The sequence below is a fragment of the Lysinibacillus sp. NPDC095746 genome (assembly GCF_044763535.1).
Lineage (GTDB): Bacteria > Bacillota > Bacilli > Bacillales_A > Planococcaceae > Lysinibacillus.
The window spans coordinates 65688-82011 of sequence record NZ_JBIWGL010000007.1 but is presented as its reverse complement, the minus strand read 5'-3'; the positions used below and the strand labels follow the sequence as shown (position 1 = coordinate 82011).

Below are 16324 nucleotides of genomic sequence, written 5' to 3'. Positions count from 1 at the left end.
AAGGAAGAACGCCGCTAAAACACGAAATCCCGCCGCTTCGGCAAAACGAGGGGTCGATTTCCGTACCAACTGGGCGCATTGTAGCTGACGCTTCGCTTTCGCTACAGAAAACATTTGTTGCTGACGCTTCGCTTTCGCACAGAGCAAAGCTTCCTGGGTGTGTCCGATGAGCGGCTTCGCTTTAGTGTCTCGGGCCAACACGATGTTGGTCACGAAGGCGTTATCACAGGATGTGATGGTTTTAGCCTTCGTTCTTCTCTATCACTAATCTCCAAGGAGTCGCCCAGTCTCCACTACAATCAACATTTGCATGGCGTACTTTATAGTAAAATGTCATCTCTAAATTATATGTAACACTTACCACAACGATGGGGTGATTTCCGTTCCACACAGTATGTACCTTCTAGCATGAACTAAAACTTCAGCAATAATATTTATCTGAGCGAGAGCGAAGCGACAGCACCGCAACACTCGCAAAGATTCCATTGTTCATTTTTTTACCATTTGAATGTTAGAGTTTTACTACTCGCTAATCTTACTTTATAATTCTCGGATTTAGACGTTTAAGCTCCTGCTTATGCTCAATAATTTCTACAAATTTCAATGCTGCTCGTGATAAAGGTACGCTTTTTAAATAACACATGCCAATGCTTCGTGTCGGTATACTTTCTGTTAATGTTAGTTCATATAAAAATCCTCGCTGCAAATAATCATTAGAAAATTCTTTCGTCACACAAGCAATTCCTAAATTACTGCGTGCAAATTCCAGCACTAGATCATGTGAACCAAGCTCAAACTCCGGTTCAATGAAGATCCCTCTTGCAAATAAATAATCTTCTACATACTTTCTTGAGTTTGATTTTTTCTCTAAAAAAATAAGCGGAAACTTTAACAGATCCTCAAAGCTTAAGCTTTTTGATGCCAACGTTTTGTACTTCTCGCCGCATACAAAAATATCCTGAACCTCGGTGCAAGCGGTTAACTGTAATGTCTGATCCTCTATCGGAAAATTACAAAGTCCTATATCAACCTCACCAGATTTAATAAAGTTACAAATTTCCGAAGTCGTTCCATTTAACATTTGTAATTTTATATTTGGATACATTGTATGAAACGTCTCTAGATAAGGCATTAAATAAAAACGAGAAATAGTGTCCCCAACGCCAATTTTCAGTTGACCTGTTGTTAAATTTTTGAATTCTAGCAGCTTCTCCTCACCAGCATCTAAAAGGCCTAACGCGGAATTTGTATACTCATATAAAAGTTTACCCTCCGTTGTTAACGTCACCCCTTTAGGTGTGCGGTTAAAGAGACGTGTACCTAGCTCCTTTTCTAATTGCATCATAGCTTGGCTAACAGCTGGTTGAGTCATATATAAATCTTTAGCCGCACTTGAAAAGCTATTATTTTTAGCAACAATACTAAAAACACGATATAAATCTAATTTCCCTATCATATAAGCACCTCTTATAGCTATTATACGAACTATTAATTTTACTTATATCACTAAAGGGGCGTATAGTAAAACTATATTGGTTTTATTTAACATACATTTACCCATTTAATAAGGAGAGATTATTTTGGAACGTGTAGTTGGTACAGTAGTAAGAGGTCTTCGTGGTCCAATCATTAACGAAGGCGATAATATTGAGCAAATCGTTGTTGATACAGTATTAAATGCAGCAAAGACTGAAGGTTATTCCATTGAAGATCGTGACATTGTCACAGTAACAGAATCTGTCGTAGCGCGTGCACAAGGTAACTATGCATCCATTGATGATATCGCAGCTGACGTAGCTGCTAAATTTGGTGATGATACTGTTGGTGTTATTTTTCCAATTCTAAGCCGTAATCGTTTTGCTAACTGCTTACGTGGTATTGCAAAAGGCGTAAAAAAAGTAGTTCTTATGCTTAGCTATCCATCTGATGAGGTGGGGAATCACCTAGTTGATATCGATGAGCTAGATGTAAAAGGGATTAATCCTTGGACAGATACTTTAACTGAGGTTGAATTCCGTGAGCATTTCGGGTATAAAAAACATACATTTACAGGTGTAGATTATATCGAATATTATAAAGAACTAATCGAAGCTGAAGGCGCTTCTTGTGAAGTTATTTTTTCAAATAACCCAAAAACAATTTTAGACTTTACGAAGAGTGTGTTAACTTGTGATATTCATACACGCTCACGTACAAAACGTATTTTAACGGCAAACGGCGCTGAAAAAATATACAGTCTTGATAATATTTTATCTGAACCTAATAATGGTTCTGGCTTTAACGCGGAGTATGGTCTACTTGGTTCAAATAAAGCTACTGAAGATAGCGTAAAATTATTCCCACATACATGCCAACCGATTGTTGATGGCATTCAAGCAAAAATCAAAGAAGCTACTGGTAAAACAGTGGAAGTAATGGTTTATGGTGATGGCGCATTCAAAGACCCTGTGGGTAAAATATGGGAGTTAGCCGACCCGGTTGTTTCACCAGCTTTCACTGCTGGATTAAATGGCACGCCAAACGAAGTAAAACTAAAGTATTTAGCTGATAACGATTTTGCAGATCTTCGCGGCGAAGAATTAAAAGCAGCAATTTCGGAGTATATCCAAAACAAAGATGAAGATTTAACTGGGAAAATGGCTGCTCAAGGTACAACGCCTCGTCGTTTAACAGATCTAATTGGCTCTCTTTCAGACTTAACTTCAGGTTCAGGCGACAAAGGAACACCGATGATTTATATTCAAGGTTATTTCGATAACTATACAAAGTAATTTTAAAAAAAGTGCGAGCAACCAGCTCGCACTTTTTCTACTGACATATTTATATTTTTATATACTACTTTACTTTTGAAGCACTAAATATTACACCAGCAGCTTCATCATATTTTAAGTTATACCGAATCGTATCTTTCTCTACAGTTGTTTCATTCTTTTGATAGTCATAACTTTCGTCAAACAAACGTAAATCCTTCAACACAGCACCAATATCGTTTTGGCTTAAGTCTGGGTTTGTCATACCTATTAACAATCCCATGGAAAGTATGATATCCATCCCTTCTCCTTGCCCCACCATAATCAACTCATGTACTGCGCCTTTTTCATCAATATTTTCAATTAAAGTAATATCCTTACCCAACTTTGAAGTAATTGTTTCTTCTTCTTTCTTTGTATTTTCAAGGGAATATGAGAAGTCTAGTTTTTTTACTGCTTTGTTGAATGCCTCTATAAATTCTTCTTGATTATTATAAAGTGGCAGCGTGGTTGCCTTTCCAATTATCATCGGTGAGACAAAGTAGACGCCTGCTATTACGGTAGCTATAGTACGTTTCTTCTTAGTAAGCCGCCCCTGTTTCCATATAAGAAATACGCCCAAAGGAGGAAAAATAATTAACCAAAACCACATAAACCAAGCTGTTTTAAAAATGGAGGTTCTACGTTTTGACTCTGCTTTATGCATCATCTTTCTTTCCCCCTTTTAACAATTCTTCAATTTTAATAGTAAATATATATTTTTTAGCATTATCTGTACCTACATGCAAGGAGTCTTTTAATATATTTACAACATTTTTATCATATGGTGTGTTCTTTTCATCTTCCATTAAATGATTAAAAAGTGACTTCCCTTCAAAATCAGCCGTCTTAATATGAAAGCTTTTTTGTAGTAATTGTTCCCCTTCTAATCGTTGAAGTTTCTTTTGATATTGTGAAATTACTGTTGGTGTTTCTGTTTTTTTGACCAATAATTTATAAAGCTTTTTAGCATCCCCATATTGCTTTTGGTAAAATGCTTCTTCTGCATCGCTCGTTAAAGACTCTACTGTTTCAGTATAAAAAGATTTAATCTTATCCAACTGTTTTATCTTCTGAGCCTCTTGGATAATGCTGAAAGTTTCTTCGTAATCTTTTTTATCCCTAGCATTTGTAGCTTTATAAAGTAATTCATCGATTTTTTCATTGTCTTTCATTTGTTTTAATAAACCACTAGCTTTTTGCTTAATCTCGTCATTAGAACGTCGATTTTCTTTGATATAAACTGCATAGTCTTTAGCTACAGAATATTCCCCTGCATTAACCTTAGATTCAGCTAATTCATAAATAGCATTCACAGACTTTTGAATAAGACTATCTGTTTTACTACTACCTTTATTCAATTCGTAAATCTTTTCAAGTTCACTAATAGCTCCCTTATAATCTTTACTGTTATATAAATTCGTTGCCATTGTATAATAGTTTTCCGCCTTCACTTGATCCTCATCTATTTTGGGCTCCGGTGTTGAAGGCACAGGTTTTTTTGGAGCAGGTTTTGATATATTGCTACTGCCATTAGATGTACTACCACCATTATGATAATGATATTCTCCGTATTGTAATCCCCATTTTTCACAGTTAGTTCGACAAGTATGTCCTCCATTACTATCCGTTCTACCTGGATGGGCACTTGCTGTAAACGGTAATAGTAGTAAAAAACTGCAAACTAATACACTAATTTTTGACAAATAACCACTTCTCACTACTTCTTCCTCCTATCTACAATAATTGACATATTTTATCTTATATCATATTTCCCATGACGCAAAGATAAAAGAGAGAAATAGGAGTTTTTTAGTTTTAGCAAAAATCCCTCACAAGAAGACGATTGTAACGATTAAAAACTCCCTAAGTGAGAATGACAGAAATCGAGCCTGCATGTCCCATTCTGTAAAAGGATACGCCACCATTGCTTACTTCCTCATACTCATTATAAATTTTTAACTTCATGTTGATTGATTAAGGTTTTACTCCATCATTTAACCAATGTTCGCTTGTTTGAGCATGATTCTGTCTCACAAATTTCCGTAGGTATTATTCATAATGAACTGTTTTCATGCATATATTTATAAAAAGCTCCTCATATGTGGGACGGGTCTGGATTAGTGCAATAACTTGCTCTTTTGAGATTTCATACAGGCTCGCTTTATACACCATATGAACCTCTTCAACCCCGCCACAATATCAGATACTCCTCTCATTTTCTCCATTATTAATTTCGGAATCCACCTCTTTTTTTATTATTATTTTGATACACACCGCGGATTTGATATATCAAAATAATATTAAACGACATTAGAATATGCAGGCATTTTTACCTATCTCAAATACCTTGCGCTCCATTCAATATTTTTCGAATCGTCAATAACAAATTGATCTTAAAGTCACATTTAGATACTCGCACAAAATACGGGATACCATTCGAAATTTCTACCTAGCGGCGTCCCAAAATACCTTTTAACGCATAGCATCACTTGAAAGAATAAGCGTTTTCCCGTCATTTCTTAGCTTCCTTTCAAGTGTCTATATCATGTATAAAAACATTCTTCCTTCATTATCAAAAATTAAAGTATAGAGATTAATTTCAGAGGGTTAAAATGATTTAAGTTGGTTGTGACATTTGTTCAAACAATACTATGAATATAAGTCGATTTGAGGGCGACTCTTCAGGGATCGGCGTCGCAGACGAGACCTAGGAACGCAGATCAACTTATAGATATATTGATACAATAAAGTTCTATAGCCTACTATAATTGTATAATTTAACTAAACTGGGAATTAGGCTAAAAAAAGACTGCTCCCAATTTTCAGGAACAGTTTTTCGATAAATATTTGATTTTCTTTTACACTTTAATTATAGCATAAATTTGCCAATATTACTAGACTATACTTCTTTCTGAACTAGCTGTATGATAAATTTCCCGCATCAAAAACCATGCAAATAATTTTATGGAGAGGAATGTGAGTAACATTGGAAAAACAATATGAATGGACAGAAGAAAAACAGTATCTTGTTCTTTGTTTACACACAGTTGGTCACAAAAAGGAGGAGTTACTGCAAAAGGAAAAGGATGTTAGAGACAATGTTTTAACATTAAAGAAAACCTTTTGGGACGACGTCAGAGTGAACTTAGATACTCCGGAGGATATAGACGAGACCTATTATGCTATTAAACAACAGGCAGAGCTCTTATCAGATTCCCAGCATGCTCAGCAACGTGTCATCAAAGATGTAAAAATATATGACCGTTTGCAGCAATCACCCTATTTTGCTCGCATTGATTTTTTACAGGAAAGTCATAATGAACCTTTTAAGATTTATATCGGTGTCGCAACCTTAATGGATGAAGAGAATGAAAACATATTAATTTATGATTGGCGAGCCCCTATATCAAGTATGTATTATGATTTCACGCCTGGCCCAGCTACTTATGAATCAGTGACTGAAGAAATTCATGGTGAGATACTTTTAAAACGGCAATTTATCATTAAAAATGGACAATTACAATCGATGTTTAATACAGGTTTAACGATTGGTGATGATTTATTACTCGATATTCTCGCTCAAAATGCAAACGAACATATCCGTAGCATCGTAGCAACGATTCAAGCCGAGCAAAATAAAATTATTCGACATGTCAACACACCTTATCTAATCGTAGAGGGTGTCGCAGGTAGTGGAAAAACGGCAGTCGCTCTCCAACGTGTTGCTTATTTGTTGTATCATTATCGAGATCAATTTACTGCTGATCAAATTTTATTAATTACACCTAATCAGCTTTTTAATCAATATGTTCATACCGTTTTACCGGATTTAGGTGAAGACAATATGCAGCAATTAACCTTCTCCGAATATGCAACAAAACGTTTAGGTCGACAGTTCCAATTAGAATATCCTTATGAACAATTGGAGTCACTTTTAACAGAGGAAGATGATTCACTCTACCAAACGAGACTTATGATTATTTCTTTTAAAGCTAGCCTTCACTATCGAGAATTGCTGGACACATATATTGAGCACCTTGCAAATGAAGGTTTGCTATTTAAAAATATTGTTTTTCGCGGAGAAAGAATTATTACCGCTCAAGAAATTGCGGAATACTTTTATTCATTCAATGCCTCAATGCCCATCCCAAATCGACTGCAGTTAGTGAAAGAATGGTTATTACAACAATTATCGAAAATTGAAAAGGCAGAACGGACAAAAGAATGGGTAGAAGAAGCCAGTGACCTTTTAGACATTGAAGAGTATACAAAGGCTTATAGCGAGCTTTTGCATGAAGGTCGGTTTTCAGAAAACTCTTTTGATGATTTCGAGCAAGAGCGCAAGAAAATAGCTAGCCAAATTGTCAAAAAGCAGTTCAAGCCTCTTCGTCAATCTGTGAAACAATTGAAGTTCGTTCATATGTTAGGCATTTATCGTCAATTGTTTGAAATGAACCAATCTATTCATCGACAATTGCAGCACCTTTTACCTGACCATTGGGAAGAAATTTGTCAGCATACACTCCCTAACTTAGCAAAGCGTATTATTTCGTATGAAGATGCCGCTCCATTTCTATATTTACAGGACAAAATAGAAGGTCAACGAACAAATACGATGATTCGTCATGTTTTAATTGATGAAGCACAAGACTATTCTCCATTTCAGCTATTTGTCTTACAACAATTATTCCCACGTGCACGTATGACTATATTGGGTGATGGGCATCAAACCATCCATCCTCATACCTTTAAAAATCCTTCATTGCTGACACCACAATTATATGGTGAACAAGCAGAAAAAATGATATTAACGAAAAGTTATCGCTCAACAAAACAAATTATTCACCTTACTTCGAAGATTTTACACGAGGACGCAAAAGTAGAAGCCTTTAATAGAACTGGTCCCGAACCAACTATCACGATTGTGTCGAATGAAATACAGTTAATTGAGCAGCTTGTCGAAAAGATTAACAACTTGTCCCTAAATTTCGAAACAATTGCAATCATCTGTAAAACAGAGCAAGAGTGTACGATGGTTTTTAATAAAATGAAAGACCAAGTAGATATTCAACTCATTACCCATGATACAAAACAATTTAAAAAAGGCATTTTACTGTTACCTGCTTATATGGCAAAAGGAATTGAATTCGATGCTGTCTTGATATACAATGCCTCTTCGGCTAATTATTCTAGGGAAACAGAACGTAATTATTTTTACACAGCTTGTACACGAGCTATGCACGAATTGCATATCTATTCCATTAATGTATTAACACATTTTTTAAAGCTTTAATGTCAAAAAAGAAGAGACGCTGCATGTTTCCATAGACACTCCATGGAACACTTGCAGCTTCTCTTCATCTATCAATTATGCCCCTATCAGCCAAAAGAAGTTAAATGTAGTACGTGTAATCCTCTGGAATAACACGTTTTAAGAATTTCTTCGTGCGTTCCTCTTTCGGATTAACAAATATATCATGAGGATTTCCTTCCTCTACAACGACACCACCGTCCATAAAAATCACCCGATTGGCTACGTCTTTCGCAAAGCCCATTTCATGTGTGACCACAAGCATTGTTGTTCCTTCTGCTGCAATGTTCTTCATCACCTGAAGGACTTCTCCTACTAGCTCTGGGTCAAGTGCAGAAGTCGGTTCATCAAATAAAATAATATCAGGATTTAATGCTACTGCTCGTGCGATACCGACACGCTGCTGCTGACCTCCTGACAATTGACTTGGATAGGCATCATATTTTTCCGATAAGCCTACTTTATCAAGCGCCTTTTTGCCAATTTCAGTCGCTTCTGCCTTCGGCATTTTGCGTCCTATAATAAGCCCTTCTGTAACATTTTCTAGCGCCGTTTTGTTCGTAAAAAGATTGTAGTTCTGGAATACAAAGGCTACACGCTGACGGATCGAATGTACATCCTTCTTCTTCACATTTTGAAAATCTACTTGGATATCGCCAAATGTCGCATGTCCTTGGTCAGCCTTCTCTAAAAAGTTAATGCAACGCAATAATGTTGTTTTTCCTGAGCCACTTGGGCCTAAAATAACAACAACATCACCCTTATCAATGGCTAAATCGACACCTTTTAAAATTTCATTGTCACCAAATGATTTATGAATATTTTTAATTTCTAACATACACGTTCACCCCTTAAGCTTTTGCCACTTTAAATTTACTTAAATGTCTTTCATAGCGTTTAAAAATGTATTCAACCGTACTACATAAAATTAAGTACACAATGAAAATATCAATATATGCTTCTACGTAATTGTAGCCAACATTAGCAGCTACCTTAGCCTTTAATGTAATTTCAGGTAAAGACATTGCATAGCCTAAAGACGTCGCTTTAATGAGATTGACTGTAGCCGTACAAATATTCGGCATAGCTACTACTAAAGCCTGTGGAATAATAATACGGCGATAGGCTTGAAATGTTGTTAAGCCTACTGCATGAGCAGCCTCTAGCTGTCCTTTTTCAATCGTACTTAAAGCTGAACGAAATACCTCAATTAATATTGCTGTTGTACTAAATGCGAAGACGATAAATGCATACCAAATCGGATTGATTTTATAAATATCGTAGACAATATTATATTTCTCAAAAATCATTTTAAGTAATAATGGAATACTACTATAAATAATAAAAATTTGAATGATTATAGGTGTACCTCGGACAAAGGAGACATAAATTTTCGCTATATGATGGAGCACTGGAATTTTATTGATTCGTGTTAGTGCTAGTAGAAAGCCAAGTGGTAGAGCAATAAGCATAGCAACAATTGTCACAAGGAGTGCGATAGGTACACCTGATAATGCAACAAAAAATGTTTCAACTAAAAATTGATAATTCATGATTTCGCCTCCTTACGTTGTTTCTAATGTCTTTTTCCCTTTACCAAAGAACTTTTCTAGCATAGCGAAGAATTTTTCTATAATAATCGACAGCACCCAATAAACAATCGCTAAAGCAATATATATTTCTAATGCATGCGCATTAATATTACTTGCAATAATTAAATTTGCCTTTCCGACAATATCAATTAAGCCGATTGTATAAGCGAGCGCCCCTTCTTGTAATAAGGCAATCATTCCATTCCCAAAGTTCGGTAAGGCGATAACGAGTGCCTGTGGGAAAATAATACGTCGATAGGCCTGAAATGGCGTTAATCCCACACTAACAGCCGCTTCATATTGCCCTTTATTAATCGCTAAATAAGCAGAACGAATAACTTCCGACATAATCGCCGCAAACTGTAAAGTGAACGTTACCACGACGAAAATGGCTGTTTCGATTGAATGGAGATTAACGCCGAAGTTTTCCGCTAACGCTGGGACACCATAATATACAAGGAATAATAACACGATAGATGGTGTACAACGCATAATCGTTGTATATAAGTTCGCTAATTTTCGTAGCAATTTTATTGAACTTAACTTAGCAGCTGCTAATAGTAAGCCAAATATTGTGCCTAGTACAATGGAAGAACCTGCGACTAAGAAAGTTACCTTTAAAAAAGGCAATAATACAGGAATTGAGTTCCAAATGTATGATGCATCAAAATACTTCTCCATTTCCTCACCAACTTTTATTTAAATAAGTATTAATAAAGACTGCTGAGTATACTGACTCAACAGCCTTTCTTTTAGTAGTAGCTGCTAGCACTTTCTCTTCTAAAGAGGAGTCTTCTTTGATCAGCTACCGCTTATTAGCGCTTCACAGAATCTAACACTTCAAATAAATCTCGACCGTAAAACTTAGTGCTTAATTCATTTGTTTTCTTTTGCTCTTTAATTTTTGCTATAGCTTTATCGTAAGCATCTGCAAATTCTTGTTCCTTTTTATTGAACAATGGCCATGTTTTAATAACGGCAAATTCGTTGTAAACTACGTCATCCTTTAAATTATGATATGGGCCATCTTCTGCTAAAACTTGTTGTTTAAATGGACCTTCAATCATGACACCACCATCGACACGTTTTTCATTTACCCATTGCACGATATCGACAGTGAACGCATCACCAGCCTGTAATTTCACTTTATTGTCTGGGTTTGCTTTATTATATTCATCAATAATTGTGTATTGAGCATTATTCGCAGCAATTGGTGCTAATGAATAATCCTTTTTTGCAAAGTCGGCTAAAGTTTTTATCCCTTCATCTTCTTTACGTAATACTAAACCCGCACTACTTAAACCTAAAAATTCTTTAGGAAAAATAAACTTCTCCGTCCGTTCTTGCGTAAAGAAGGCATTTTTTACGCCTACTTGATATTTCCCTTGCTCAACGCCAATTAGTAAATCATCACTAGTCGTGCCTACATATTCAAACTTATAATCAGGTAACATTTCATCCACCAGCTTCATGACTTCCACATCGTAGCCTGTTGGATTTCCTTTATCATCTAAATAACTAATGGGCTTTGACGCCTGGTCAAATGCAACCTTCACTGTACGTACTTTCGCACCATCTTCTGAATCTTTATCAGAAGCTTCACCTGAATTACAGCCGGCTAAAATAGCAAGTGAAGCCAACCCGATTGCTGCCAATTGAAAAATCTTTTTCTTATGTTTAAACATATATCATGTCCCCTTATATAGTTTTTATCATTGATTTTCATGCGATTTTTGCTGTTCAATTGCGACATTTGCCAATTTAAAAATTGTCATATCATCCATCGGTGGATTATGAAGTCCTGCACGAACATTTCGATAATAGCGCTGTAATGGATTAGTTAAATGTAAGCTTTTCGCACCTACCACACGCATTGCCTTATCGACGATTTCAATCGCCAAATTGGTTACTGTATGCTTAGCAACCGCCATTTCATTTGCTAAAAGTTCACGTCTAGCCGGGTCATCATAAGCGTCGGCAACTCCATACAGTACAAAGCGTGCTTGATATAGCTTCAATTCAATATCACCTAGAAGCTGCTGCACATTTGGTAATGTACTAATCGGAGCATTCAAGCTATTAGGTTGATGATGATTTGCAAAATGCAGCGCATAATCACGGGCTGCTTGCGCAATACCTAAGTATGTTGCTGGGATATGTAGAATCCAACCATTTATCTTGCCACCGCTTGGATGATTCGGTAACTCTACTAAATGATTTGCAGGGACAATTACATCCTTTAAAACTAGGTCATGGCTACTTGTGCCTCGCATCGCAGACATTTCCCAGTTTTCTTCAATTGAAAGTCCTTGAGCATCTTTATGAATAAGGAAAAAACCAATTTTATTTTTTTCCTCAATCCACGCTGATGTTAAGAAATAATCTAGCACCGGAGAGGCTGTCGTAAATATTTTACGTCCGTTTAAGAGCCACCCTCCCTCTCTTGAAACAGCATTTGTTCCTGGTCGCCCTCCACGTGTTGGACTCCCAGTCGCCGCTTCACTTGCAGCTCTATTTATAATGGCACCGTTCTTTATTTCCTGAGCAAATGAACTTAGTAAATCGTCCGACCAAAGCTTTTTCTCATATAGTTCACCTACCACGCCTAATGTCCAACCTAGCGAGAGTGAAGCATTCTCATCATAGCTTGCTAACGTTTCTTGAATGAGTACCATATCATAAACTGATAATCCTTCACCGCCATATTCTTTCGGTAATGTTAGTTTGGGATAACCAATTTGCAGAAGCAGTTTATGTGCTTCGAATGGAAAACGAGATTGTTCATCTACTTCTTTAGCCTCAGCCTTGATTGACTCAGAAATAGATGCTAGCTGATCAAGCCAATACCGTTGTTGCTTTGTTTTAATAAATAAATTCTTCAAGAAAATCTCCTTCTTCCCAAAATGTATAAAACATATATATTTACTAAGAATTAATGTTGTAAAAAAATCTCTAACTACGTATTCGTAGCGAGAGGATGAGTGGTACTGAATTTTCTGATTCGTTGACATTTATAATACTTTTCACATTTAAAAATGTCAATGGGTTAATGACAAGTTTTTTTATAAGTTTTATACACATTATGAATACGTCTTCTTTTTTCACCAAGCTATGTTTACAACATATGCTACAACTAAAGAAAGAGGTGCATATATGACTAATAATATGAATCCATCCTTGAATAATATGCCTATTTCAACTATGGCCCCTCAGGTTATTCAGACGAAATTTGGAGATATTAATGGGGATGGCTTACTTGAAACTGTTCTTTTGATGGGGACTAAAACTCCAGATAGCCCTTTGTGGAAAGACCTAACGCTCGCTATTTTTTACGGACAGACGCATCAATTCGAAAAAATAATGCTAAAACAAAGCGTTGGCTATAACCCAACTATATTTTTAGGTGACTTTACAGGCAATCATCTAGAAGATATTCTAGCTATTTCTGATACAGGTGGTAGTGGAGGCATTATCAACGGTGAAATATTTGCCTCCATAAACGGCAACATACGCTCAATTTTTGATGCAATTTCTTTTAATAATAAGCTAAAGTACAGCGTTAATTATCAAAATCAATATAAAGTAACCGTTCGTAGTATGAATCCCCACAAGCAATATATCATCGACATACAATACAAGGGTCCGGATTATTTGGCTGAAATTTATCATCAAGACGGTACACTAAAGCAGCCTATTGAAGGATGGGTAGATCCAATGAGTGGATTGTATCCAGTGGACTATGAACGTGATGGAATTTATGAGCTATTAGCTTATCAGTCTATAGCAGGCCGATTTCATGCCGATGGATTAGGTTATGTAGAAAATATTTTAAAATGGGATGGCCATGAATTTACCGTTGATCGCCAAACTGTAGGGATTTTTGGAGAAGATATAAAATAAATTGCGTGCACTTAAATAGGAAAAATAGCAAAAATCTGTCCAATTTTGCACCGAATAATCGAAATTGGACAGATTCAAACTTATTAACGATGTTTATTTTTCCACTAATGCAAAATAATTATTTTCGTGATCAGCAAAATTAAAAACCCTACCCGTTGGCATCATTACTAAATCTCCTACTTTAACGCCCTTCGCTTGAAAATCCTGATATAGATCTACTATATCATCGGCATAAAACATAATAGAAGGTGTTCCTAAATTTAATTCAGGCTGCATTTTCGCAATGATTTCTTTATTGTGTAGGACAATGGTAGTTTGAGCTTCTTTAGTTGGAGAAATTTCAATCCAACGTACTCCTCCCTCTTCTTGGTCAGCAACCACAACAAATCCAACTTTTTCTGTCCAAAATTTCACGGCAGTCTCCTGATCATTTACATATAACATCACTTGTCCTATTTGTCGAATCATGAAATAATTCCCTCCTCTTTTGGCATTAGTATATATCAAAAAGTAGCTTTATATGTCCTCTAATGGTTATCGTTTCAAAATATTAATGAACAGTTATAACAAAATACTTAACTTTTATTTTATTTTTGATAAAATGAGCCTAGTCGTCTATTATTTGCCTTAATCGGTAAAGTATATACTTTTCACCATAGCGTAGGGTGTCAATTATCCGATATACCTCTTAGGATAGTAGGAGGTTGGTCACGAAGGGCGATATTATGTAAGTTTTAAAATACAATATTATAGTGAGGATAATTCAAGTGAAACAACTAAGTTTAAGAAAAAAGCTCATTTTTTCATTTTTAGCAATGCTTATCATCCCAACACTGTTAATCGGAATTGTGTCTTACCAAAGTGCTGGAAAGCAAATTTCAGAAGAACAACAAGCAAGCGCAACCGAAAGTGTGCGCATGCTTGACACGAATATTACCAACACGATTGAGCCAAGAGTGAAGGACGTTCAATATTTTTCAAAAAAGCTCAATCAATCTTATTTACAAGAAGGTAAAATTTCAGAGCTTAAATCTCTTTTTCACGAATATGTTAACATGCATCCAGAGGTAGAGCTGCTTTATATTGGAACCTCTGATGGCAGACTACTAGATGAGCCTGCACAAAAATACCCTAGTGGGTTTGATCCTCGTACGAGACCTTGGTATAAACAAGCTTTAGATAACAAAAACCAAGTGTCTATAACAGCGCCATACATTACACAGTCAACAGGTGATATCGTTCTTACGATTACTCAAGCTTTACCAGATGGCTCAGGAGTAATAGGGTTAGATTTAAATATTTCTACACTAAGTACCATTACGAATGATATCCGCATTGGGGAGACTGGCTTTGCTTCACTTTTAGATAGCAATAAAATTTATATTGCCCAACCAGATAAAGAAAGTGGTTCTGAAGCAACAGAAAGCTATATTACTAAAATCTATGAACAAGATAGTGGTAACATAATAGAAAAAGATCGTCAGCTACAATTTGTTACAAATAAGCTAACAGGTTGGAAAGTTGTTGGGACAATGTTTACAGCCGAGGCTGCAGAAGCCGCAGCTTCGACCTTTAATATCAACTTAATAATCATCGCTATTTCTATTATTATTGGCATTATTTTTATGCTATTCATGATAAAATCGATCGTTAATCCGATCAATCGACTTAGACAAAGCGCTATAAAAATTAGTGAGGGCGATTTAACAGAGTTTATTGACATTCATTCCAAAGATGAGGTTGGACAGCTAGGGGAAGCCTTTATCGCAATGAAGGTTAGCTTAAAAAAACTTATTCGCAACGTCGATCAAAGCTCCCAACAAGTACAGACTTCGGCGCATGGATTATCTGCGAATGCCGAACAAAATATTGCTGCTTCAGAGCAAGTTACAAAAGCTATGCAACAGGTTGCTATTAATACAGAAAAACAAACAACAGGTATTGACCAGAATGCTGTTTCTATTGAAGAAATCGCAAAAGGAGTCGTTGAGGTCGCCGATAGCTCTATGCAGGTTTCAGATTTATCTAGCCATGCTATAAAATTGGCCGAAGAAGGCGGACAAGCGGTAGATCAAACTGTGAATCAAATGATTTCTATTCATGAATCTGTGGCACAATCAGATACAATGATTAAATCACTCTATGATCGAACAAAAGAAATCGGGTCTATTTTAGAAATTATTAGTGCTATTTCAGATCAAACAAATCTGCTTGCACTTAATGCTGCTATTGAGGCAGCACGAGCTGGAGAGCATGGGAGAGGCTTTGCAGTAGTTGCCGATGAAGTGCGCAAGTTAGCAGAGCAATCTCTTCAATCAGCCGAGCAAATTTCTGCCCTCATTACAGGCATTCAGCAAGACACGGCTAAATCTGTTCAAACGATGATTAAGGCTTCAGCGGATGTCCAGGATGGTTTACAGCTAACAGAAGATACAAGTAAAAAATTCACCAACATTATTAAGAGTCTACACGATATTGCTCCGAAAATGGAGGATATATCTGCAGCCGCTCAAGAGATGTCAGCAGTAGTCGAAGAAGTTTCTGCAACTGCTATCGAGCTAACAGATCATGCAAAATTAAATACAGCAGCGTCAGAGGAAGTTGCCGCTTCAACTGAACAAACGTTGTCCTCGATGCAGGAAATGGCTGCAGCCTCAAAAGCACTTCTCGACATGGCTGATGAATTACAAAGCTATGTAAACCGTTTTAAATACTAATAAGAAAAGCAC

General features: G+C 36.3%; 14 protein-coding genes. 4 read left to right on the top strand and 10 right to left on the bottom strand.

What is annotated here, in order from left to right:
• Positions 1-241: 241 nt before the first annotated feature.
• Together ACIQ7N_RS07240 and ACIQ7N_RS07235 are read right to left on the bottom strand one after the other, a co-directional pair.
• Positions 242-391, bottom strand: a complete 150-nt coding sequence (locus ACIQ7N_RS07240) for a hypothetical protein (protein WP_402931181.1) — start codon at positions 389-391, stop codon at positions 242-244.
• A gap of 144 nt (positions 392-535) precedes the next feature.
• A complete protein-coding gene (locus ACIQ7N_RS07235; RefSeq protein WP_402931179.1) occupies positions 536-1456 on the bottom strand; it encodes a LysR family transcriptional regulator in 921 nt (306 codons plus the stop codon).
• Positions 1457-1580: 124 nt separating this feature from the next.
• Between ACIQ7N_RS07235 and ACIQ7N_RS07230 the strand changes: the two genes are divergently transcribed.
• Positions 1581-2771 carry a coenzyme F420-0:L-glutamate ligase gene (locus ACIQ7N_RS07230; RefSeq protein WP_402931177.1) on the top strand — a complete coding sequence of 397 codons (1191 nt, stop codon included), beginning with the start codon at positions 1581-1583 and terminating at the stop codon, positions 2769-2771.
• 64 nt (positions 2772-2835) lie between these two features.
• On the opposite strand, the gene ACIQ7N_RS07225 is transcribed toward ACIQ7N_RS07230, so the two are convergent.
• Together ACIQ7N_RS07225 and ACIQ7N_RS07220 are read right to left on the bottom strand one after the other, a co-directional pair.
• The gene (locus tag ACIQ7N_RS07225) at positions 2836-3459 is read right to left on the bottom strand and encodes a hypothetical protein (protein WP_402931175.1); all 624 of its coding nucleotides are present in this window, start codon (positions 3457-3459) and stop codon (positions 2836-2838) included.
• Positions 3449-4510, bottom strand: a complete 1062-nt coding sequence (locus ACIQ7N_RS07220) for a YHYH domain-containing protein (RefSeq protein WP_402931173.1) — start codon at positions 4508-4510, stop codon at positions 3449-3451. Before ACIQ7N_RS07220 ends, ACIQ7N_RS07225 begins: the two co-directional genes overlap by 11 nt.
• A 1268-nt stretch (positions 4511-5778) precedes the next feature.
• Between ACIQ7N_RS07220 and helD the strand changes: the two genes are divergently transcribed.
• Positions 5779-8085: an RNA polymerase recycling motor HelD gene (gene helD, locus ACIQ7N_RS07215; RefSeq protein WP_402931171.1), complete on the top strand. Its 2307-nt coding sequence runs from the start codon at positions 5779-5781 to the stop codon at positions 8083-8085.
• 100 nt (positions 8086-8185) lie between these two features.
• Here the strand turns inward: helD and ACIQ7N_RS07210 are convergent, their stop codons facing one another.
• The 5 genes from ACIQ7N_RS07210 to ACIQ7N_RS07190 form a co-directional block, all read right to left on the bottom strand.
• Positions 8186-8941, bottom strand: coding sequence for an amino acid ABC transporter ATP-binding protein (locus ACIQ7N_RS07210; protein WP_402931169.1), 756 nt, complete (start codon positions 8939-8941; stop codon positions 8186-8188).
• Between the two features lie 13 nt (positions 8942-8954).
• Positions 8955-9656, bottom strand: coding sequence for an amino acid ABC transporter permease (locus ACIQ7N_RS07205; protein WP_248717520.1), 702 nt, complete (start codon positions 9654-9656; stop codon positions 8955-8957).
• A gap of 12 nt (positions 9657-9668) precedes the next feature.
• Entirely contained in the window at positions 9669-10376 is a 708-nt protein-coding gene (locus tag ACIQ7N_RS07200; RefSeq protein WP_402931165.1) for an amino acid ABC transporter permease, read from the bottom strand.
• Positions 10377-10510: 134 nt separating this feature from the next.
• Positions 10511-11380 (bottom strand): transporter substrate-binding domain-containing protein, encoded by an 870-nt coding sequence (locus ACIQ7N_RS07195; RefSeq protein WP_248717522.1) that lies wholly within the window; start codon positions 11378-11380, stop codon positions 10511-10513.
• Positions 11381-11407: 27 nt separating this feature from the next.
• On the bottom strand, positions 11408-12577 hold the full coding sequence (locus ACIQ7N_RS07190; protein ID WP_402931163.1) for an acyl-CoA dehydrogenase family protein: 1170 nt from the start codon (positions 12575-12577) through the stop codon (positions 11408-11410).
• Positions 12578-12848: 271 nt separating this feature from the next.
• Between ACIQ7N_RS07190 and ACIQ7N_RS07185 the strand changes: the two genes are divergently transcribed.
• On the top strand, positions 12849-13595 hold the full coding sequence (locus ACIQ7N_RS07185) for a hypothetical protein (RefSeq protein WP_402931161.1): 747 nt from the start codon (positions 12849-12851) through the stop codon (positions 13593-13595).
• Positions 13596-13688: 93 nt separating this feature from the next.
• Here the strand turns inward: ACIQ7N_RS07185 and ACIQ7N_RS07180 are convergent, their stop codons facing one another.
• Positions 13689-14063, bottom strand: coding sequence for a VOC family protein (locus tag ACIQ7N_RS07180; protein ID WP_132362583.1), 375 nt, complete (start codon positions 14061-14063; stop codon positions 13689-13691).
• A gap of 299 nt (positions 14064-14362) precedes the next feature.
• On the opposite strand from ACIQ7N_RS07180, the gene ACIQ7N_RS07175 reads away from it, so the two are divergent.
• Positions 14363-16312, top strand: coding sequence for a methyl-accepting chemotaxis protein (locus ACIQ7N_RS07175; protein WP_402931159.1), 1950 nt, complete (start codon positions 14363-14365; stop codon positions 16310-16312).
• The last annotated feature ends 12 nt before the right edge of the window (positions 16313-16324 follow it).

Excerpts from the sequence above, each read along its gene's own strand:
- ACIQ7N_RS07235 (WP_402931179.1), bottom strand. The coding sequence starts at position 1,456 with ATGATAGGGAAATTAGATTTATATCGTGTTTTTAGTATTGTTGCTAAA.
- ACIQ7N_RS07225 (WP_402931175.1), bottom strand. The coding sequence starts at position 3,459 with ATGATGCATAAAGCAGAGTCAAAACGTAGAACCTCCATTTTTAAAACA.
- ACIQ7N_RS07210 (WP_402931169.1), bottom strand. The coding sequence starts at position 8,941 with ATGTTAGAAATTAAAAATATTCATAAATCATTTGGTGACAATGAAATT.
- ACIQ7N_RS07205 (WP_248717520.1), bottom strand. The coding sequence starts at position 9,656 with ATGAATTATCAATTTTTAGTTGAAACATTTTTTGTTGCATTATCAGGT.
- ACIQ7N_RS07200 (WP_402931165.1), bottom strand. The coding sequence starts at position 10,376 with ATGGAGAAGTATTTTGATGCATCATACATTTGGAACTCAATTCCTGTA.
- ACIQ7N_RS07195 (WP_248717522.1), bottom strand. The coding sequence starts at position 11,380 with ATGTTTAAACATAAGAAAAAGATTTTTCAATTGGCAGCAATCGGGTTG.
- ACIQ7N_RS07185 (WP_402931161.1), top strand. The coding sequence starts at position 12,849 with ATGACTAATAATATGAATCCATCCTTGAATAATATGCCTATTTCAACT.
- ACIQ7N_RS07180 (WP_132362583.1), bottom strand. The coding sequence starts at position 14,063 with ATGATTCGACAAATAGGACAAGTGATGTTATATGTAAATGATCAGGAG.